This is a genomic window from Agathobaculum sp. Marseille-P7918, assembly GCF_964248325.1.
Taxonomy (GTDB): Bacteria; Bacillota; Clostridia; order Oscillospirales; family Butyricicoccaceae; genus Agathobaculum.
In genome coordinates, this window is the sequence record NZ_CAXTXI010000015.1 from 28,079 (window position 1) to 48,779 (window position 20,701).

The 20,701-nt window shown below is 54.1% G+C and carries 22 protein-coding genes; 17 read left to right on the forward strand and 5 right to left on the reverse strand.

All coding sequences use genetic code 11. The features are described 5' to 3' along the window. Positions 1-235 precede the first annotated feature (235 nt). Positions 236-1,612, reverse strand: coding sequence for an MATE family efflux transporter (locus tag ACESSO_RS15735; RefSeq protein ID WP_373166492.1), 1,377 nt, complete (start codon positions 1,610-1,612; stop codon positions 236-238). A gap of 295 nt (positions 1,613-1,907) precedes the next feature. On the opposite strand from ACESSO_RS15735, the gene ACESSO_RS15740 reads away from it, so the two are divergent. Continuing rightward, entirely contained in the window at positions 1,908-3,101 is a 1,194-nt protein-coding gene (locus ACESSO_RS15740; RefSeq protein WP_373166493.1) for a PLP-dependent aminotransferase family protein, read from the forward strand. Positions 3,102-3,106: 5 nt separating this feature from the next. Further along, the gene (locus ACESSO_RS15745; RefSeq protein ID WP_373166494.1) at positions 3,107-4,108 is read left to right on the forward strand and encodes a D-isomer specific 2-hydroxyacid dehydrogenase family protein; all 1,002 of its coding nucleotides are present in this window, start codon (positions 3,107-3,109) and stop codon (positions 4,106-4,108) included. Here the strand turns inward: ACESSO_RS15745 and ACESSO_RS15750 are convergent. After that, positions 4,069-4,962 (reverse strand): LysR family transcriptional regulator, encoded by an 894-nt coding sequence (locus tag ACESSO_RS15750; RefSeq protein WP_373166495.1) that lies wholly within the window; start codon positions 4,960-4,962, stop codon positions 4,069-4,071. The two genes, ACESSO_RS15745 and ACESSO_RS15750, sit on opposite strands and share 40 nt — an antisense overlap. Before the next feature lie 45 nt (positions 4,963-5,007). Between ACESSO_RS15750 and ACESSO_RS15755 the strand changes: the two genes are divergently transcribed. Together ACESSO_RS15755 and ACESSO_RS15760 are read left to right on the forward strand one after the other, a co-directional pair. Then, positions 5,008-5,922 carry an AEC family transporter gene (locus tag ACESSO_RS15755; protein WP_373166496.1) on the forward strand — a complete coding sequence of 305 codons (915 nt, stop codon included), beginning with the start codon at positions 5,008-5,010 and terminating at the stop codon, positions 5,920-5,922. A gap of 170 nt (positions 5,923-6,092) precedes the next feature. Next, positions 6,093-6,935: a bacteriohemerythrin gene (locus ACESSO_RS15760; RefSeq protein WP_373166497.1), complete on the forward strand. Its 843-nt coding sequence runs from the start codon at positions 6,093-6,095 to the stop codon at positions 6,933-6,935. Positions 6,936-7,055: 120 nt separating this feature from the next. Here ACESSO_RS15760 and ACESSO_RS15765 read toward each other — a convergent pair whose 3' ends face one another. Next, entirely contained in the window at positions 7,056-8,012 is a 957-nt protein-coding gene (locus ACESSO_RS15765) for a hypothetical protein (protein ID WP_373166498.1), read from the reverse strand. 267 nt (positions 8,013-8,279) lie between these two features. Between ACESSO_RS15765 and ACESSO_RS15770 the strand changes: the two genes are divergently transcribed. From ACESSO_RS15770 to ACESSO_RS15810, 9 genes are all read left to right on the forward strand, one after another. Next, positions 8,280-8,600 carry a thioredoxin family protein gene (locus tag ACESSO_RS15770; protein WP_373166499.1) on the forward strand — a complete coding sequence of 107 codons (321 nt, stop codon included), beginning with the start codon at positions 8,280-8,282 and terminating at the stop codon, positions 8,598-8,600. 41 nt (positions 8,601-8,641) lie between these two features. After that, positions 8,642-9,571, forward strand: a complete 930-nt coding sequence (gene trxB / locus ACESSO_RS15775) for a thioredoxin-disulfide reductase (protein ID WP_373166500.1) — start codon at positions 8,642-8,644, stop codon at positions 9,569-9,571. Positions 9,572-9,595: 24 nt separating this feature from the next. Beyond that, positions 9,596-9,880: a GNAT family N-acetyltransferase gene (locus ACESSO_RS15780; RefSeq protein WP_373166501.1), complete on the forward strand. Its 285-nt coding sequence runs from the start codon at positions 9,596-9,598 to the stop codon at positions 9,878-9,880. An 18-nt stretch (positions 9,881-9,898) separates the two neighbouring features. Next, positions 9,899-10,114 carry a hypothetical protein gene (locus ACESSO_RS15785; RefSeq protein ID WP_373166502.1) on the forward strand — a complete coding sequence of 72 codons (216 nt, stop codon included), beginning with the start codon at positions 9,899-9,901 and terminating at the stop codon, positions 10,112-10,114. Positions 10,115-10,456: 342 nt separating this feature from the next. After that, on the forward strand, positions 10,457-11,869 hold the full coding sequence (locus ACESSO_RS15790) for a protein kinase (RefSeq protein ID WP_373166503.1): 1,413 nt from the start codon (positions 10,457-10,459) through the stop codon (positions 11,867-11,869). After that, positions 11,862-12,923: a hypothetical protein gene (locus tag ACESSO_RS15795; protein ID WP_373166504.1), complete on the forward strand. Its 1,062-nt coding sequence runs from the start codon at positions 11,862-11,864 to the stop codon at positions 12,921-12,923. Before ACESSO_RS15790 ends, ACESSO_RS15795 begins: the two co-directional genes overlap by 8 nt. Positions 12,924-13,177: 254 nt before the next feature. Further along, a complete protein-coding gene (locus ACESSO_RS15800; protein WP_373166505.1) occupies positions 13,178-14,542 on the forward strand; it encodes a phenylacetate--CoA ligase family protein in 1,365 nt (454 codons plus the stop codon). Further along, positions 14,543-14,812 carry a hypothetical protein gene (locus tag ACESSO_RS15805; protein WP_373166506.1) on the forward strand — a complete coding sequence of 90 codons (270 nt, stop codon included), beginning with the start codon at positions 14,543-14,545 and terminating at the stop codon, positions 14,810-14,812. A 166-nt stretch (positions 14,813-14,978) separates the two neighbouring features. After that, positions 14,979-15,590 (forward strand): recombinase family protein, encoded by a 612-nt coding sequence (locus ACESSO_RS15810; protein WP_373166508.1) that lies wholly within the window; start codon positions 14,979-14,981, stop codon positions 15,588-15,590. Between the two features lie 72 nt (positions 15,591-15,662). Here ACESSO_RS15810 and ACESSO_RS15815 read toward each other — a convergent pair whose 3' ends face one another. Beyond that, complete coding sequence (locus ACESSO_RS15815) at positions 15,663-15,989, reverse strand: PTS lactose/cellobiose transporter subunit IIA (protein WP_373166509.1); 327 nt, start codon at positions 15,987-15,989, stop codon at positions 15,663-15,665. A 2-nt stretch (positions 15,990-15,991) separates the two neighbouring features. Continuing rightward, positions 15,992-16,291: a PTS sugar transporter subunit IIB gene (locus ACESSO_RS15820; RefSeq protein WP_373166510.1), complete on the reverse strand. Its 300-nt coding sequence runs from the start codon at positions 16,289-16,291 to the stop codon at positions 15,992-15,994. Between the two features lie 79 nt (positions 16,292-16,370). Here ACESSO_RS15820 and ACESSO_RS15825 point away from each other — a divergent pair, with 79 nt between their 5' ends. The 4 genes from ACESSO_RS15825 (at position 16,371) to ACESSO_RS15840 (ending at position 20,696) form a co-directional block, all read left to right on the forward strand. Next, complete coding sequence (locus ACESSO_RS15825) at positions 16,371-17,093, forward strand: MurR/RpiR family transcriptional regulator (protein WP_373166512.1); 723 nt, start codon at positions 16,371-16,373, stop codon at positions 17,091-17,093. A 209-nt stretch (positions 17,094-17,302) separates the two neighbouring features. After that, entirely contained in the window at positions 17,303-18,706 is a 1,404-nt protein-coding gene (locus ACESSO_RS15830) for a 6-phospho-alpha-glucosidase (RefSeq protein WP_373166513.1), read from the forward strand. 32 nt (positions 18,707-18,738) lie between these two features. Next, positions 18,739-20,037 (forward strand): PTS sugar transporter subunit IIC, encoded by a 1,299-nt coding sequence (locus tag ACESSO_RS15835; protein ID WP_373166514.1) that lies wholly within the window; start codon positions 18,739-18,741, stop codon positions 20,035-20,037. Between the two features lie 80 nt (positions 20,038-20,117). Continuing rightward, positions 20,118-20,696: an RDD family protein gene (locus ACESSO_RS15840; RefSeq protein WP_373166515.1), complete on the forward strand. Its 579-nt coding sequence runs from the start codon at positions 20,118-20,120 to the stop codon at positions 20,694-20,696. The last annotated feature ends 5 nt before the right edge of the window (positions 20,697-20,701 follow it).

Sequence of the window (20,701 nt, forward strand, 5' to 3'; positions counted from 1 at the left end):
GCTGCAACCAATGAAAACAGCCGGAGTCAACTGCTCCGACGCCAAAGACCATGTGCTTAAATCGCATCAGGCATACCAAGAAAGCCGCTTGTTCGAAAGAACAGGCGGCTTTTTTGTGATTTCTTCGCAGTTTTTGATTTTAAGATAAATAACTTTGGTGTTTTTATGTCCGTTTTCTGCTGGGATTAGGTGTTTGAGCGTATAGCTTGCAGATGCAAGCAAGAGGATGCTCATATCAGGATACGTGGTTGCCCGAACACCGTAGTCGTGGCAAAATGTACGAGAAAAACAGCAGCAGGCTGAACGACGCGCCGACTGCATCTGAAATGGTGCCTGCCAGAAAGATGTACTGAATGTCCAGCAAGTGCGGCAACACAAGGATGCATGCCAAATAGACCAGCTTGCGGAACACGGAAAGCGGTAGCGCATAGCGGATCAGTCCCATTGCGGTCAGGCCGTCGACCAGTGCATACTGCACAGCCACGCCGATCAGCGCGAACGTGTACAGCCGCAGTGCGTTCACGGCGAGCGCGTACAGGTTGCTGTCTTGCAAAAACAGCCCGACGAATACCTGTGGAAACAACTGCACGCTCAACTGCATCAGGCCGATATACAGTGCGCAAAGTGCGAACATGTACGCGAATGCCTGCCGGATTTTGGAGAAGTTGCGTGCGCCGTAGTGGTAGCTGAAGATCGTGCCGCAGCCTGTGGTGATGCCTTGCGCGGGACAGAAAACAATAGTCAAAAAGCTCTGCACGACGGTTGCGCAGGTGATCAAGCGGTCACCCTGTACCGCACCGCCATATTTGCGCAGTACGATATTCAGAAGGATGATGATCAGATTATCCAGAATTGTGATCAAAAAGGACATTGAACCGATGGTCACGATACGGCGGCACAATGCACTTTTCCATGAATGAAGTCCAAGCCGAATCGGTATGTTGGGGCGGCGCAGTTGAAAAATCACATACAGCGCCATGCAGGTTTGCGCAGTCACCGTTGCGACCGCGGCGCCTGCCACACCCATGTCCAGCCCGAAGATCAGCAGCGGGTCAAGGAGCAGATTGATGCCCGCACCGATTACCACCGAAACCATTCCCTGCCGGGCATAGCCTTGCGCGAGTAGGAACTGATTCAGGCCTATGCTGCACAGCGAGGCGACCGTACCACACAGATAGATCGTAAAATAGCTTTGTGCATAGGGGAACATTGCGTCACTGCATCCAAGCAGATAGAGCACCGGCCGCCGGAATAGCAGCAGCGACACGGTCACAACTGCCGAGATGCCGAGCAATAGCAGCATCGCATTGCCAAGGATTGCGCGGGCGCGTTCCGGGTCTTTTTGACCGAGGCTGATGCTCATGGCAGATGCGCCGCCGATGCCAACCATATAGGCAAAGGCGGTGATCGCAGTCAGCGCCGGGGCACATACGCCGATCGCTGCTAACGCGATCCCGCCGGTTTCCGGGATCTGACCGACGAAAATACGGTCGACAATGCTGTAAAGAATATTAAAAAACTGGCCAAACATCGCTGGGATACCCAGACGCAGCACCAGATGCCGCACCGTATGCTGCTCGAGCAGCCGGGCGGTTGAAAGGGATTGTTCCATGGTGGTTATGCAATGTGGGCGCAGAGTAAATTGTGCGCCGTCCTTTCTAAAATATCAAAGCTCCGGCCGAACAGGCGGCGCAGACCAAATCTATCTTAGCACAACAGCATGCCGCTGTATAGCAGAAAATAGCAAAATTTGCTCATTGACATTCCTGTTGGTTATACCGTTATAGCCGTTTTCTATTGGACAAATAACAAGTACGCTGGTATACTGTCATCATCAGCAAAGGCGCTGAAACCTATTTTGGGGTTTCAGCGCCCTTTTTTATTTTCAAATCAGGGAGCGTATTGATATGCAATTTCAGATTTCCAACCGGTTGTCCGGTGTGCACGGCTCGGCGATCCGTGAGCTGTTTAAGCTTGGCGCTGATCCGAACATAATCTCGTTTGGCGGCGGCAATCCGTCCGCGGAGACATTTCCCTGTGCGGAAATTGAGCAGATCGTGACAGAAGTGCTGCAAAAAGCACCGGTTTCCATGCTGCAATACGGATTGTCCGAAGGGTATATGCCGCTGCGGGAGACGATGAAGCGTTATCTTGCCGCGCAAGAGGGCTTTGATTTTGAGAAAAACGAGTTGTTCATTGTATCGGGTGGACAGCAGTGCGCCGATTTGACCACCAAGGCACTGGTCAACGAAGGCGACGTCGTCCTGACCGAGGAGCCGGCGTTTGTCGGCTGTCTGAACACCTTCCGCGCGTATGGCGCGAAGTTGGTCGGCATTCCTATGCAGAAAGACGGCATGGATATTGATGCGCTGGAGGCTGCGCTCAAGGCATATCCCGAGGCCAAGCTGCTGTATACAATTCCTTCCTTCCAGAACCCGACCGGCATCACCACTACGCTGGAAAAACGCAAAAAGGTGTATGAATTGGCTTGCCGCTATGACATCGCGATTCTCGAGGACAACCCTTACGGCGAACTGCGTTTCGCGGGTGAAAATGTGCCTACCATCAAGTCGATGGATACCGAAGGGCGCGTTATCTATGCGGGCAGCTTTTCCAAGGTCATGGCGCCTGCGTTCCGTCTGGGCTTTCTGGTGTTCGACAAGGCGCTGACCATGCCGCTGACGGTTGCCAAGCAGACGACAGATGTACATTCTAATGTGCTGTTCCAGTATGTCTGCGACACCTATATGAATCAATATGACTTCGCCGCGCATCTGGAACAGTCGCGCAAGATCTACCGCGCTAAATGTCAGCTCATGCTGGACACTATGCGCCGCACCTTCCATCCGGCTGTGCAGTTCGGCCAGCCTGAGGGCGGTCTGTTTGTCATGGCGTTTCTGCCGGACGGAATGGATGCGCAGCCCTTTGTGCGTGAGGCGATTAAGCGCGGCGTGCTGTGCGTACCTGGATCGGCATTCCTCGCAGACGAAAGCAAGGTTTCGAACGGTTTCCGCCTGAATTATTCCACTCCCACGGATGAACAGATCGTTCGCGGCATTGAAATTCTCGGTAAACTGACACACGAATGGATTAAGGAGTGAAAAAGATGCAAATGAAGGTAATGGCGTTCAGCGCCCGTCCGGACGAGCGCGCCTTTTTTGAGCACTGGTCACAGACGCTGGATATTGCGCTGACCTATCAGCCGGAAGGCTTAAGTATGAAAAATGTCAACATGACGAAAGGCTTTGATGGCGTGTCCTGTGTGGGCACCTGCAATCTGTCCGCGCCGGTGCTCGAGGCGCTGGCGGAGAACGGTGTTCGCTATGTGGCGTTGCGCACGATCGGTTTTGATAATGTCGATTTGCAAGCTGCCGCCCGTCTGGGTATCCGTGTGTCGCACGCGGGGTACTCGCCGTATTCGGTAGCAAACTACACGGTCATGCTCATGCTCATGTGCATTCGCAAGGTCGGATATATCATGTTCCGCTCTCACACGGCAGACTATTCACTGGGCGCTGCGGGCGCCGCGCGCGGCATGGAAATGCAGAATTTGACGGTCGGCGTGATCGGCACCGGACGTATCGGTAAGGCTGTAATCGAAAACCTGTCCGGCTTCGGCTGTCGCATCATCGCGTACGATCCCTATCCGTCGGCCAACCTGACGAATGTGGAGTATGTTTCGCTCGACCAGTTGTATGCACACGCAGACGTCATTACGCTGCACACTTTTTTGGATGACAGCACGCGTCACATGATCAATGCGCAGGCAATCGATAAGATGAAGGCAGGCGTGGTGATCATCAACTGTGCGCGCGGCGCGCTGATCGACACCGGCGCGCTGATCGACGGCATTGAGTCCGGTCGGATCGGCGCGGTGGGTGTGGACTGCTTTGAGGGGGAAGACGACGTCATCCGTGTCGACCACAGCTATAACAGCCGCGTCACCAACCACGACTATATCATTCTGAAATCCTTCCAGAATACCATTGTGACCCCGCACATGGCATTCTTTACCGATCAGGCGGTGTTTGACATGGTGCAGTGCTCGCTCGAAAGCCTGCGGCGCTTTTATGATGGCGAGACCGTACCGCTGGAAGTCTGTGCCTGAGCCTGAATATCGGTGAAAAATCGGCGGAGATAGGCTTTGAAGTCCCGCATGCCGCGCGTTTGGTATCGGCTGAGTGTTCGCATATAGAGATAACGGCGGCAGTCGGCATCTCGGATGTGCAGCAGACGAATGTCGTTGTTCTGTTGCGCATGCTGCCAGGCATTGGATGCGACCAATGCGACGCCCATGCCAAGCGAAATCAGCTGGTTTTGCAGAGCCGCATTGTCACATTCAATGGTGATACGAGGGTTCAATCCGGTGGCGCGGAAGATGTGTTCGGACACTTGCCGGAATGAGTGCGAGTTGCGCAGTACAATGAAGGAATCTTCCGTCAGTTCGGATAGGGCGACCGCTTCCTGTCCTGCCAGCTGGTGCGAGGATGGTACTGCCAGACAAATCTCCTCGCTGCCGAGCAGCTCTGCATCCGCAGGGATTTCTTCATGCGAGACGGCGGAATCCAGCAGCAGATCGCTCTGCTCGGGCGTGGTGGTGACACGGAAACGAATATCACCGCAGACACGTGTAAAACCGGATAATATTTCACCGATCTGTTCGCTTAAGGACAGTGCGCAAATGCATAAGCTGCCGGCCTGCTGCGCGCTTTCCGCGATTTCGCGGCGCGCATCCTCCTCGGCCTGTAAGATCTGCTGGGCATAGCGCAGCAGAATATCGCCCGCTTCTGTACGGCGCAGGCCCTTGCCCGTGCGCTCAAACAGCTCAACGCCCAGTTCATTCTCCAGATGCCGGATCGTCTTGGATACTGCGGGCTGCGCCACATTGAGTTCCTGCGCGGCGCGTGTCATGTTTTCCAGCCGCGCCGCTGCTGCAAATTGTCTGAGCTGATATAGTTCCAACCCGCAACCTCCTCTTTAATTCAAACTGACAGGAAAGAACATCTTATGATCACACAGATCCTCATTCAACAAACCCTCATCATGTTCCTGCTGATGCTGCTTGGTCTGCTGTTGTCCCGTCTGGGCATGCTGACCGAGCAGGGCAGCCGGGATCTGTCCAACATTCTGCTGTATGCGGTGATTCCGTGCGTTGTTTTGCGCAGTTATATAACCGCGTTCAGCATGGAAAAACTGTATGCGCTGGGCTTTTCTGCCCTGTTGGCGGTTGTGGCCATAGCGGTTGCCATCCTCGTTTCGTTTTTTTCCTTTGGCATGCGAGACCGTATCGAAAACTTCGGCGCTGCCTTTGGTAACGCGGGCTTCATTGGCATTCCGCTGGTGACCGCAGTGTTTGGCGGCGAGGCGGCGTTTTACGTTGTCGCGTTCGCTTCTTTGGTCAATTTGATGCAATGGACGTATGGTATTGTTATTATATCAGGCCGTCGGGACACAATCAACGTCAAAAAGATTGTGCTTAACCCGGTGTTCCTGTCCATGCTGGCGGGACTTGTGCTGTTTTTCACGGGCGTGACGCTGCCTGTGATTGTGGACCAGTCGCTCTCGCTGATTGCTGCCTCCAACACCCCGCTGGCTATGCTGGTGCTGGGATATTACCTGTCGCAAATCAAGCTGCGCGAGTTGTTTTGCGGCGCGCGGCTGTATGCGGTCGTGGCGCTGCGCCTGCTGGTGATCCCGCTTTTGACCATTGCGGCGTTTTTGCCGCTGCCGTTTGCACGCGGTGAGATTGCGATGATCACACTGGTCGCGGCGTCGACACCGGTCGCAACCAGCACGGGAATGTTTGCCCAGAAGTTCGGCGGTGACTATCGCCGCGCGGTTGCCTATGCCTGCGCTTCTACTGTGCTGTCGATCCCGGCAATCCCGCTGGTGATCTTGATAGCGGAACATTTTTTGGCCTAAAGGGTAGGTCGTCTGTGCGAAAGAGAAGACTGTCTGCACAGTAAGAAGTTTCAGGTTTGTTCAATCGGTGCTTTTTTGTGATGCCTCGGCCGGGCGGGGAGTGCTTGCCTTTCTGTGTGAAACATGGTACAATAATACAAGATTTTGTTTCAAAGAGGGTTTGACAACACATGATGTGGAAAGACAGCTACCGGATCGGCGTAGACCGGATCGATGAACAGCATATCGAATTGTTCCGGATGACGGAGGAACTGGTCACCGCGGTGAAGAACGGAGCCACGGTAGAAACCTACCGGAAGGTTCTGGCGTTTTTGAAGGATTATGTCATCTATCACTTTCGCGACGAGGAAGCGTATCAAGCGTCCATCGGGTACAGCGGCCTCGAAGCGCACCGCGAGGAACACCGTCAGTTTACCCAGACCGTGCTCAATTACGAGAAGCGTCTGACGGAAAACGGATTTGACGTAAAAATCATGAAGGACTTGGCCGGTACGGTAACGGCATGGCTCATTTACCATGTGGTCGACACGGATCAGAAAATCGTGTCCGGCGGCAAAGAGGCTGATGAGCAGACGGAGTTTGATAAATTTGTCGACCTGTTCTCTCACAGCGCACTGGACGTGATGGAAACCATGGCGGGACTGCATCAGGATGGTGCACAGATGCAGGCGGCCGACCGGAACCAGCCGGAAGGAGATATTTTTGTCACGATCGAGTTGGTCGGGGATGTGAAAGGGCGGGCTGTTTTTGGTTATTCCAAAGAGCTTGCACTCAATTTGCTGCAGTCCATGACCGGCATGGAGTTGACTGAGCTAGACGAACTGGTGCAGTCCGCGCTCTGTGAGCTGACCAACATCAGCTGCGGCAATGCGGCTTCCGCGTTGGTCAAACGCGGCTTGGCGTGCGATATCAAGCCGCCGGTGGTCTCGCAGGAGGTGCCGAAAGATGCGCATGGTAACGCAGTCCACATTGACACGAACGCAGGCTGGCTGGGTGTCGATGTATTGATGTAACCGGGCGCGCCCTATAATCAGGAATGTGCGGCAAGCGCTGTGCGGAGAGAAAAAGCCTGTGCGATCGTTATGATCGCACAGGCTTTTGTTTGTGTTAAAACCGGGGATTTGGCACGGCGATTAAGCCATCAGATCGATGATACCAGCCGGTGTCGTGTAGGGATCAGCGTAGTCGAACCAGTAGAAGAACGCACGCACGCCTGACAAGTCAATACAGCAATAGGCCGTTGCATTGTTTTCGCCGCTCATCTCATCGGAATCTGTATGGAGTTCGGTTTGATAGCCCTTGGCAAGCAAATCCGTGTAAGTCGCGTTTACAGGTAGACCGGGAGCAATTTCACGGATCTGCGGATAGGCGTTTTGTCCGAGTGAAACCATGATGATCGGCTCCGGTCCCTGTGCATGACCTGCGAAATCTGCGTCGTAATAGTAGAAAACCATTGGTACGCGCATGTCATCGTAATAAACGCCCTTGGCGTTACCACTGTACCAGTAATCCATATAGGTGAAGGGGAACCCCCACAGATCACCAAGCTCATCCATCGTCATACCAAGGTAATCGATTGGCAGCATTTCTTCCCGACTGGGCTTGTCGTAGCCCTGCGTGGTCGAAATGTCGACCCGCTGAGCGGCTGCGTCCCAACCGATGCCGATATCAAGAGCGGCGGCCAGATCGCGCAGTTTGAAGTAGTTATTATCCGCGATCTCGTAGGCGGTGAAGTAGAATGGACGACCGTCTATGTAGATATTATGCGAGCTGGGCCTGGCCTGCTGTGTAACAGTGCCTCCACTCAGTTCACCGCCGACCGGCGCATAGGGGTTATCCGTACTCACAAAGATGCACTGGTTCTGCTCGTTCCAGCTGACAGAAAACTGCTTGTCCGTGCCGTTGACAAGCGCGGCCAGATCGCGCAGCTTAAAATAGTTGTTGTCGGCAATTTCATAGGCGGCGATTTGGACCGGCCGACCGTCGACGTAAACACTGTGTGAACTGGGCTTGGCCAGTACAGTGGACGCAGCCGCCGCCATGGACACCATCGCGATGCCGGCCACAAGACTAATGATGCGTTTTTTCATTTCCGTTACCTCCTCCATTTGTGAAACTGTAACCGATTCGATACAGAGCAGCTATATGCCGTGCATGTGTTGTGTATAGTATAGCACGGTGTCTGCGGAACAAACAATACTCGTTAAAGTGAGTTGCGATGTGGCAGCAGAGTAAGACACAGACAATATTTCCTGTTGGCTATTTCATGTCAAAAAACGCCTTTTGTGAGTTTATCACAGAAGGCAATCCCGGAATCGGGTATACTATAATCAAACAAAGAAAAAGGAGTTGCTATCATGGCTGCTATTCATATGCATGCGGATGAGTTCCGCGAAACGACAAAACAGGAGACGCCGGTGCTGGTCGAGTTCTGGGCCCCGTGGTGCACCTACTGCCGCCGCATCAGCGCAGCTTACGAAAAAGTTGCAGAGCAGAACGAGGGAAAGCTGGTGGTTGCAAAAATCAATATCGATGAAGAACCGCAGATTGCCGAGCAGGAGCGCATCGAGCTTGTGCCGACTCTTGTACTCTATCAGAACGGCGTGTCGCTCGGTTCGATTGTGGCGCCCGATTCCAAGGCGAAAATCGACGCATTCATTACGGAAACACTGTCCTGACCACAAAATGGCGGGTTGCTGCATCAAAGCAGAAAGAAGGAATGAATATGGACCACATTTATGATATGATCGTTATCGGCGGCGGTCCGGGCGGCTACACCGCTGCACTGTACGCCACGCGGGCCGGACTGGATACACTCGTACTGGAAAAGTTATCTGCGGGTGGCCAGATGGCACAGACCACTCAGATCGACAACTATCCCGGTTTTGAGGAAGGCATTGACGGTTTTGAACTGGGCGAAAAGATGCAGGCGGGTGCAGAGCGGTTTGGTGCGAAAACCGAGCTGGCTGAGGTGCATGCGGTTCATGTGATGGAGAATCCCAAGCGTGTAGAGACCAGCGAGGGGATGTTCTTTGCTAAAACCATCGTGATTGCTACCGGCGCCGATCATCGCTCACTTGGCGTTGAGCGCGAGACGCAGCTAACCGGTCGAGGCGTCGCCTATTGTGCGGCCTGTGATGGCATGGGCTTTAAGGGCAAGACGGTTGCAATCGTTGGCGGCGGCAATTCGGCTGCAGCTGACGCATTGCTCCTGTCGCGCATCTGCCAAAAGGTGATCTTGATTCACCGCCGGGACAGTCTGCGTGCGACCAAGATCTATCATGCTCCGCTGATGCAGGCGGGCAATATCGAATTCCGATGGAACAGTACAGTAGAACAGCTGCTGGGTGACGATCGTCTGTCCGGTGTTCGTCTGTGGGATACGGTGACCGGTGAGACGACCGACCTCACCGTTGACGGGCTGTTTGTCAGCATCGGCCGCGCACCCAAAACTGTCCTGTTTGCCGGACAGATTGCTTTGGATAACAGCGGGTACATTATTGCGGATGAGTCCACCTGCACCGGCGTGCCGGGTGTATTTGCCGTAGGTGATGTACGCACCAAGGCAGTGCGGCAGGTGATTACCGCCGCGGCCGATGGTGCGGTCGCCGCATATTACGCCGAGCAGTATCTGGCCGAAAATGGTTGACTGAATCAAATGGAGGGCATTCTCATGGAGTTTTGCAAGCGTTCCGACCGCATTTGGCTGGAGGATGAAACCGGAAGAGAACTCGCTTATGTTGCTTTTCCGGCGCGGGATGAGCATACGGTCACAATCGCGTCCACAGTGGTGGACGACACATTGCGCGGGCAAGGTGTAGCTGGTGCGCTGCTGAATTCACTGGCACAGGAGCTGCGTGCAAGCGGACGCAAGGCCGTTCCGGTTTGCTCTTATGCCGTGCGGTGGTTTCAGCGGCATCCGGAGCAGGCTGATTTGCTGGCGCAAACCGATCGGTAACTTACGGGAGGCACCGCAATGAAACAACGACTGATTCGATGGCTGCGTCCTGCCTTGTTTACATTCGGCGGCGCACTGGTTGGCTATCTGTATTACCGTGTGATTGGCTGCGCTTCCGGCGCTTGTGCAATCACATCCAATCCGGTCAATTCTATGCTTTATATGGGTGCGATCGGCTGGCTGCTCTCTATCGCGTTTGGCAACAGCGGTTGCGACAGCGATGAACAGAGGTAGCCGTGCTTGCATCACACGGGCGTGCCCTGCTCCAAAACACAGGGTGTGTCTGCACGAAGCAATTCGCTGTCAGATCGTCGTCGGCACATCGATAGAAAGGTTAAAAAAACAGCGCGATGGGCGAAAAGCCTGCCGCGCTGTTTTTCGTATGAAGGGGTTTGTGCCGCATGGTGTTTGACATGTAGCTTGCCCGTGCGGTTAGGATGGACCCTGTACTGGGCAGCCGTTATGTCATGCCTTACGTCAGTCTGGAACAATGGGGCGGGTTGTCAGGTTGGTTGGCTTATTGTATAATAATTCCCAGACAAGTCATTCCATGACAAAAGGAAAGGATTACAGCCTATGGAGAGCCTTGAGGAACGGCTGCGGGGCTATGCGCCTCTTTGGGGGCAGTGGATTCCGGAAACACGAATTTATCGAAATGGCAGCTGTTGTGTTTATACCCTGTCCGGCGGAAGAGCGGAACAGGGCTTTTCCTGTGTGATCAAAGTTGTTACGGTTCTGGGGCGAGGGGAAGAGCTGGAGCAGAATCTCGCAGACGTCCGACAGGAAATCGCCGCACTGGAGCGACTGCGCGGCTGTGAAAATGTAGTGACGCTTTACGACGACGCCTATTTTCCGCTGTATGACGGGGACACGCTGGTCGGCTGGGATGTGCTCATGCGCATGGAGCAGCTGGACTGCGTGGCGGAACTGCTGCGGGAAGGGGAGAACTTGCCCGTATCGGAGGTCTGCACGTTGGCGCGCGATATTGCTGCTGCGCTTGCTGCGGCGCATCGCGCCGGTTTGATTCACCGGGATGTCAAGCCTGCCAATCTGTATCGCACCGCCGAGGGACGTTTTCAACTGGGAGATTTCAGCATTGCGCGCCGCTGCCGCGCAGGGGTTCTGGAGACAATGACCGGCACCGCCGCCTATATGGCGCCTGAGGTTGCCCGGGGCGAGGTCTATGATGGGCGCGCCGACCTCTACTCGCTGGGCATTGTCCTTTATCAGCTGCTCAATCATGGACAGCTGCCTCTGATGGATGAAAATACACCCTTTTCCGAGCGGGAAACAGCGGTCCGGAGCCGCTGGCAGGGGACGAAACTGCCGCCTCCGCCGGAAGGAGACAGGCGGCTGAAAAAAATCATCCTGCGGTGCTGTCAGGCACAGCCGCAAAAGCGCTTTTCCTCGGCGGATGCACTGCTGCAGGCACTGGAGCGGCCAAAGAACGGCTGGCGGACGGCAGCTGTGGCGGGATGGGTCTGCGCGGTGTTTGCCATAACGATGGCGATGCTTCCCTATCCGATGCAGGCGCTTCGCGCGACGTTTTTGCCGCCGTCGGCAACCAAACTGGCGGAAGTTCGGCCGGAAGAGGGCTGCCGCTATGCAGTGGTCAAAGCAACCATGAATTGGGAGGAAGCGCAGGTTTACTGCGAGGCGCGGGGCGGACATCTGGCAACGATCACAAGCCAGAAACAGATGGATACCATTACTGCGCTGCTGGAAGAAAACCAGATCAACACGGTCTGGCTGGGGGCGAATAATTACAGCAGCAGCAGCGGCTTTCGGTGGGTTACAGGCGAGCCGTTTGAGTTTGCGGCGTGGGCCATCGGTGAGCCTAACAACGACGGCGGTGACGAGCATTACCTGATGATGTACCGTAAGGACGATCAGGGCTGGGTTTGGAATGATTCGGTGATAAACGGCGTGTATATGTTTGATGCGCAATCCTGTGGCTTTGTCTGTCAGTGGGATGAGACCGATGGATAGGGCCGTGGAGGTGTCCCGCTGCGAAACGGTTGCCGATGTGCTGGCCTTACTGGAGGAGCGGGACGGGTGGGCTGAGCCTTGGCAGAGCTTCTTTGCCGGTCTTTTGGATGCTTCCGGACTGAGCTACAGCCGCTTTGCCTCCCGATGCGGTCTGAGCAAAAATACAGTGAAGCGATGGCGGCTGCAGGGCGGTGCGCCCAAAAGCCGCGATACCTATATCAGGATTGGTTTGGGGGTAGCAATGCCGCCCAAAGCGGTCAGCGATATGCTTTCCCGCTATGGCGGCTATTGTGGCCTCAATCCGAGAGACCCCTTTGACGCCTGCTGCATTTTCTGTTTACAGCGGCGGGAACGGGGCGATCTGCGGTATGATTATGCTGCGGCAGAGGCTTTGTATCATCGGCTGTTGTCTGATTGGTCGCCGGACGGTCCTTCCGGTATCACCACCACCAAGCTGATGGCCCATTTGTCGGCCGTGGATACCGAAGCGGAATTTGCGGCGTTTTTGCAGGCGTTTGGGGCGGAACTGACCGGGCGCAAGCAAAAACTGGAGCGGTATCTGGAGGAATATCTGACCGTGCACCGTCTGGAAGCGGTTCGGGACGGCGGCGGCAGCCTGCACAGTCTGGGCCTTCCGGCGTGGGTGGAGAAACAGCTGTCTCAGCTGCGATGCCATGGTATCGTGCCGCGGCGTCGCAGCCTGACGGCGCTGGGACTGCATCTGAACATGACACTGGAAGAACTGGACGTGCTGCTGCATTATGCGGGTATGGATCCGCTGCGCGCGCGGGATCGGCTGGAATGTGTGCTGATCTATGCATTGCAGCAGCTTACTCTGACGCATCCGGAGCTGGCGCTCGGAAACGCGACAGCGCTGCTGGCGGTGACACGGGATGCCGCAACCCGCCGCCGCTGCACCGAGCTGGCACAGGAATATTGGCAGGCCGGATATCGCAGCGAAGCGGAGGACGTGGAAAGCGTGGTCGGATATGTGCGCTATGTACTTGAACAACTGGATTTGGAGGAGGCGGATGAACTGCTGCATCTGCTTTAATTGATAGATATTAAAAGTGTCAAAACCCTGTAAAAAGATTGCATCTGCATCTTTTTGCGGGGTTTTTCTGTAAAAGCATGTTCTGTTGTGTTGCCTGCGCAACAGGGTCAATTTGCGGAAAACGATGTAAAACAGTATGCTATACTCCCATTGCATTGAGAAAAAGGGGCGAAGGATTGTATGCTCCTAAATGAAAAACATCGTAATGTCCGGCGGCGGGCCGCAGGGCATTTTGCAGGCAATGGGGTGTCAATATGTCGGCCAATAAATTTTTTGTCGAAAAACTGCTGTATCCGGCGATGGAATACGGCAAAGGAAATCGGATTCGGGCTTATCTGCGGGAGATGAAGCAGACGCAATATGCCGCTCCAGAGGCACTGCACACACTGCGGACGACGCGCCTGAAGCAGCTTTTGCATGCATGCGCTGCAGGTGTGCCTGCCTATCAGAGCCTGGGCATCACCGACGAGGGTATTGAAAAGGATCCGTGGGCTGTATTCCATGCGATTCCGATTCTGAAAAAATCCGCATTCCAAAACGAGCCGCATCGGTTTCTGAACACCAAATATGACCGGTCGCAGATGATTCCCAATGTCACCGGCGGGTCCACCGGAGAACCGGTGAAATTCTTTATGGATCGGTGCACTGTGGAGCATTACGAGGCTGCCCGGTGGCGGGGCCTGTCATGGTGGGGGATTACCCCGGGCAGCAGAAGCGTCATGATTTGGGGGAACCCCATTGAACTGAGTCAAGAGCAGCAGCGTTCTGCACGCTGGAAGGACCGCTTGTTGAAGAATCGGACTATTCTTTCCGCTTACGACTTGACCGAGGAGGAGGTGACACAGTATGTCCGCTTCCTCAACCGTTATCAGCCGGAATATCTTTATGGTTATGCCAGCGCGCTCGAAACATTTGCCCGTCTGCTGGAACCGTCTCGGGAGAAATTGCGACTGAAGCATCTCAAAGCAGTTGTTTCTACCTCGGAAACGCTCAGCGATTCCCGACGGCAGTGCATTCGTGACACGTTCGCCTGTCCTGTCTTGAACGAGTATGGCGCGCGCGATGCGGGCATTTTGGGTTATGAATGCCGGTGCGGTCACCTGCACATCACTGCAGAAAACTGCATTCTGGAGGTGGTGAACCCTGTCACGCTGGAACCGGCAGCACCGGGCCAGAGCGGTTTGGTTGTCACCACGGATCTCAATAATCTGGCCATGCCCCGTCTTCGTTATCTGTTGGGTGATACTGCCACGCTGTCGCCGGAAGTGGAATGTCCCTGCGGGGTGACGCTCCCCAGTATCCAAAGTCTGGACGGGCGGGAGGACGCGATTTTCGAGCTGCCGGATGGAAAACTGGTCCATGGTAATTTTGTCAACCAGCTCTCCAGAAAGTATCACACCATCCGACAGTTTCAACTGGTCCAGACCAGCGTGGATCGTGCGGAGCTGCGGGTGGTGATATGTGAGCACGGAATGTTAAAGGAGGTAGAAGCGTTCCGAAGGGATGTTTCCGGTTTTATGCCGGGCGTAGAGGTGAAGGCTGTCGTAGTTCCCTGCATTGAACCGAGCAAATCAGGGAAATTCCGTTACTCTATTCGTCAGTTCGACCGGAGTATTTGATTGCCGCTGCCTTCCGGTGATGCTTTGGGCGAATTTATGGACGATACTGCCATACATAAGGGTGGTGCATTAAATTATCGCGGAAAAATCGGTAATAGAAGTTGGAAAAGAGATGCTGTGGCAACATTGGTTCATGAAATGGGACATAAGGAGGAAGAACCTATGCGGGCAGCACTGTTTTTGAAATTTGTAAATCCAACGGATTATGATTTAGGATGCTGTTTCAAAGGAATTCGAGAATCAAATACGCATCATGAGACCGGCGGGTGAAGGTGCCGTCGTTGGATAAAGTTCTTTATGTGGATTTGCAGGATGTATCAAAGAAATAGCAGCGGGAATAACAGGGTGTGGGCTGGTATCGTGAAGATGCCGGCCCATTTTTTTTGGCATCTGGGGTAGAATAGGCGGTAGATACTATTGATATGGAGGCGCATCGATGAAAGAACAAATGTATGGGTATATCCGTGTATCTACCAAAGATCAAAATGAGGCGCGGCAGCTGGCTGCGATGCAGGAGTTTGGGGTTTGTGAAAAAAACATGGTTGTGGAAAAACTTTCCGGGAAGGATTTTTGTCGGCCGCTGTATCAAAAGTTGATTGCGCGTTTGCAGCCGAACGATGTATTGGTCGTCAAGAGCATTGACCGCTTGGGCCGCAACTATACGGAAATTTTGGATCAGTGGACTTATCTGACGAAAAAGCGGAATATTGCGATCGTGGTGCTGGACATGCCGCTTCTGGACACACGGCAAGGGAGGGATTTGACGGGAACACTGATTTCTGATATTGTCCTGCAGCTTCTCAGTTATATTGCCGAAACCGAACGTCAAAATATCCATCAACGGCAGGCGGAGGGAATTGCCGAGGCCAGAAAGCGCGGGATACAATTTGGCCGAAAGAGGATTGCAATGCCGCAGGTTTTTGTCGATTTGGCCATGGGATGGAAACGCGGTGAAATTTCCTCTCGTGCAGCTGCGGAGCAGTTGGGGGTTTCTTATCAAACTTTTTTGCGCCGTGCCAAAGAGTTTTGCGAGCATGCATCGGGATAAGCTGCCATGAAACAAAAACAGAGGGGATATCCCGGGTAAATGGGAATCCCCTCTGTTTTGCGGATGCGGATTTTATTTCTGCAAACGACGGTACAATTCAATGATCTGTTCGGAGAACAGGCGCGCGGTTTCCGCCATGGCAAGCTGATCTTCGGCATGCACCAGCGTTAAACGGGTTAAAAGCCCGGTTTCGCTGCTTACTTCTTCCTGAATCAGGTCAAAGTGTGCATTGTGCGCTTGTAGGTATTCCTCGTTGCCGCGTGTGATGGCGGCTTCTGCTTCGGTAAAATTACCGGTTTTTGCGTACTCAATCGCTTCCAGATAGTCGCTCTTGGCTGCGCCGCTGAAGGAAATCAGCTGGAAACAGGCCTGTTCCAGTTGTTCTTGTGTGATGGCCATTGTTATACTCCCATGATTTTTTTGATATCGCCATAGACCTTTTTGCCGTCCATGGTGCCGTAAGCCATCATATCGATGACTTCTACCGGCTTGCCTTCCGCAATCGCCGTAATGCGATTTTTAAGATAGCGGATTTGCGGCCCGAGCAGAATGATATCCGCCTTGCCGACGTGCTCACGCGCCTTGATTTCGCTGGCGGCCCATATGGTCATGTCGCAGCCGTCCTCTTTGGCGGCAGCTGCAATCCGGTCGCACAGCATGCCGGTGGACATGCCCTGTGAGCAAAGAAGTAATACGTTCATAACTGGAATGCCTCCTCTTGTGAATGGTATGAAAAATATGATATACTTACAGAAAAACAAACACGGTGGGGGTAGAGCAATGAATCTTATCGATTTGTCCAAGCGATATTTGCTCAATGAAACCGAACACCGGGTGTTGGAGTGTATTCTCCGTGCTGTGGAGCATGGGGATGCAAAAATCAACATCCGCGCGATCGCACAGCAATCCTTTGTATCGACAACGACCGTGATAAAGCTATCCAAAAAGCTGGGGTATCAGGGTTACAGCGATATGATGTATTCCCTGCGCCGCCACTCCGAAGAGGAGCGGGACGCCGCGGCCGGCATCGACCTGACAAGCATTCTGGAAACCGTGGATACGGACTGCATTGAAGCGTTTGCCGACGAGCTGCTGCGCTGTCGGAATCGCTGCATTTTTATTGTTGGTCTGGGCTTTTCCACGATCGCCTCGTCGTACTTTATGCGTCGTCTGGCAACGCTCGGCATTCTGGCTTACGATGGAGCGCCGGTGGATATGATGCGGGGCGGCAACGAGCCGAGCCTGACCATTATCCTGTCCAAAAGCGGGGAGACGCGCGATCTGGTCGACATCGCTTTGCATGCGCAGACGCTGCATCATAAGCTGTATACCATCACTGCGCACGGCGATTCCACGCTTGCACGGATGAGTGATAACCGTCTGGTGATTCGCACGGGTGGGTCGGTCGCCTATAATGTGCCGGATTTTTTCATTGGCCGGACGATTATTCTGTTTGAGTACATTCTTTCCCGTTTGGTTGACCGGTTGCAGCAGGAAAACTGACCGTGCTGCTATGAGCATTTTAACATGCCGCACAGTGGGCCGCAACAGATGCACAGAAAACAAAAACATGTTTTTTATGCAGTTGACAAATTTTTTATTCATCCAAAACGCTTGAAAAAACGTCTGTATTCTTTATGCTTATGGTTAAAGAGCAAGAGAATACAGACGTTTTTTGCTGCCGAAAAGAGGATTTAAGGAGGAAATACCGCATGAAACAGTTTTCGATCGTAATTGCGGGCGGTGGAAGTACTTATACACCGGATATGCTGGAAATGCTTTGTCTGGTGCGGGAGCATTTTCCGCTGCGCCGTGTGGTGCTGTATGACATTGACGCGGAACGACAGGAGCATATCGGGCGTTTTGGCAAGATTTTGTTCCGGGAATATTATCCGGAGGTGGATTTTTCCTATACGACTGATGCGGAAACCGCGTTTACCGATATTGATTTTGCGCTTGTACAGATTCGGCCGGGCGGTCTGAAGATGCGTGAAATGGATGAAAAGATTCCGCTCAAATATGGTGTTATCGGACAGGAAACCTGCGGACCCGGCGGTTTTGCCTATGGCATGCGCTCGGTGCCGGCAATGATTGAGCTAGTGCGCGCAATCCGCCGCTATTCGCCCGAGGCGTGGATTCTCAACTATTCCAATCCGGCGGCTATCGTGGCTGAGGCGACCAAGCGTGTGTTCCCGGATGATTTCCGGCTCATCAATATCTGCGATATGCCGATTTCCATCATGGATATCTTTTGTCCGCTTGCAGGCGGCCGCAAACGGACGGACGTCGAGCCGCGCTATTATGGTCTGAATCATTTCGGCTGGTTTACCGCCATGTATGATAAAAAGACTGGCGAGGACGTCCTGCCGGAGATTCTGGACAAGCTCAAGCGCGGCAACTGCGATGAAGAACTGGGATTCTCGGGAAAGAACGATGATTACTGGAATTTCACCTTTAAGCATCTGGAAAAGATGGTGCAGGATTATCCGTTCTCGCTGCCCAATACCTATATGCAGTATTACCTGTACCCGAATACCATGGTCGCACACACTGACCCCAACTACACCCGCGCCAATACGGTTATCGATGGTCGTGAGAAGCGCGTCAAAGCATATTGCGATGAGATAGTTGCGCTGGGTAAGATTCGCGGCACCAAATTCGATATGGACCGCAAATACAGCCAAGGCTCGCATAAAAATGCAGACGGTGAGTTTGAGTCGGCGACGATTGCGCACAACGACGCGCACGCAACCTATATAGTCGAGCTGGCCATGAGCATCGCCTACAATCAGGGTGAGATTTTCCTGCTGATGACTGAGAACAACGGCATTGTGCCCAACCTGTCGGACGGGATGATGCTCGAGGTCGCTTGTCGCGTGGGGGCGCGCGGAGCGGAGCCGCTGCGCATCGCGCCGGCGGGCACGTTTGAAAAGGGCCTGCTCGAAGGGCAGTATGCTTATGAGAAACTGACGGTGGATGCAGCGCTCGAAGGCTCCTACCAGAAGGCGCTGCAGGCGCTGGTGGTCAACCGCACCGTGGTGGACACCGACTTGGCCCGCAAGATTCTGGATGAATACATTGCAGTGAACGGGGAACACTTTCCGGTTCTGAAATAAGGCTGAGCCAGTTGAAGTAAGGGGGAAAGAAAATGAACAAAATAACCGAATTTATGGAGACGCATCTGATGCCGCTGTCGCAGAAGCTGTCCAGCAATAAATATCTGGTTGCGCTGCGCGACGGTTTGATGCTGTCCATGCCGCTGTTGATTATTGGCTCGATTGCCATTGTCATCGGTGATTTTCCGGTGCAGGCGTTCCATGACTTCATGACTTCGCTTGTGGGTGACGTCTGGGGTTCGTGGTGCTGGGATATGGTCAATCCCGCGACGATGGGGTTGGTTGCCCTGTTTGCCGTGGTCGGTGTATCGCACTCGCTGGCGTCGGAAGAAGGTGTCGAGCCGCTGCCCGCAGTCGCTATTTCGATTTCGGCCTATTTCCTGCTGCTCCAGCAGATGGACGAGGGCGGCTATGCCGCATCCAGCTTTGAGGCGAGCGGTTTGTTTACGGCGATGCTGACCGCGCTGCTTGCGACCAAGCTGTATGCGGTGCTGCTCAAGAAAAATCTTAAAATTAAAATGCCGGAATCCGTGCCGAGCTTTGTTTCCCGTCAGTTCGAGGCGCTCATCCCGGCAACCATCATCGTGATTTTGTTCCTCGCCATCCGTCTGGTGTTTGCGGCAACGCCGTTCGGCACGGTGACAAATTTCATCGTCACAGTGATTCAGATGCCGTTGACCAATATCGGCACAACGCTCATCGGCACGATGTTCATCACCATTCTCAATTCGATTTTGTGGTTCTTCGGCATCCACGGCACGGCGGTTATTGATTCTTTTATGGGCCCGCTGTGGTATGCGGCGCGTTTCGCAAATCTGGATGCGTTCAACGCGGCGGCGGATGCGGTTCGTCCGTATATTGTCACGCAGGACTTCGCCAATCATATCATCTTCCTCGGTGGTACGGGCAACACGGTTTCACTGGCGGCCATCATGGCGTTCCGCTGCCGCTCCAAGCGCATCAAGTCGCTGGGCAAGCTCGGCTTGCTGCCGGGTATCTTTAATGTCAATGAGCCGATCATCTTCGGCCTGCCGATGGTGCTCAACCCGATGATGGCAATTCCGTTCTTCATCGTTCCGCCGATTACCGTGTTGCTTTCGTTCTGTGCGATGTACTTTGGTCTGGTGCCTTACCCGACGGGCATCACCGTTCCGTGGACGCTGCCTGCACCGTTTGGCGGCTGGATGATGTGCGGAGACTGGCGCGGCGGCGTGCTGCAGCTGGTGGTAATCATTATCGGCGGTTTGATTTATTATCCGTTTATTACAGCGCTGGATAAGCAGTATCTGGAAGAAGAACAGGCAGCTCCGGCGGAAACGGCGGCGGAATAACAGAAGTCGGAAAATCATATGTCGGTAATGCGTGCCGGCCAGTCGAATGGAGTGGAATGCATTTGCAGCATGAAAAAGCAATGAAGAGTATAGGCGTCAGTCCGCTGCGCCGTCTGGCGGCGTATGCAGTGGATTGGTATCTGGCGACGATGGTGTGCGGCGCACCGCTCCTGCTGGTCAATTCCATGCGCACGGGAGTGGCTGCGTTGGATACGTCGCTGCCGCCTGATGGCGCGGGATGGCTTTGGGGAACGGCGGCGATTGCGCTGGGCGTGCTGTATTACTGGCTGGTGCCGCTTGTGTGGAACGGTCAGACACCCGGCAAGCGCTTGCTGCGGCTGAGAGTCGTGCGCGCGGATAACGGAGAGTCGGTTCCTGCGGCTAAGCTGCTGCTGCGGCAGGTTGTCGGGCTGCTCGTGCTGGAGGGCGCGGTGGCGTTTCCAAGTCAGCTGCTGCGTGAGCTGTTGGTTCGTGTAGCGGGCGAGAGCGCAGCGGATGTCATGCGTATCGGCATGGTGGCTATCACCATCGTGTCGGTGATGCTGGGCGTGTATACGCCGGGCAATCGCATGCTGCACGACCGGATTTCCGGTGTCCGTGAGGTGGTTTTGCCGGAAAAGGACGCAGCCTTCGACAAAAAATCAAATACCAAAGCATAAGCGCA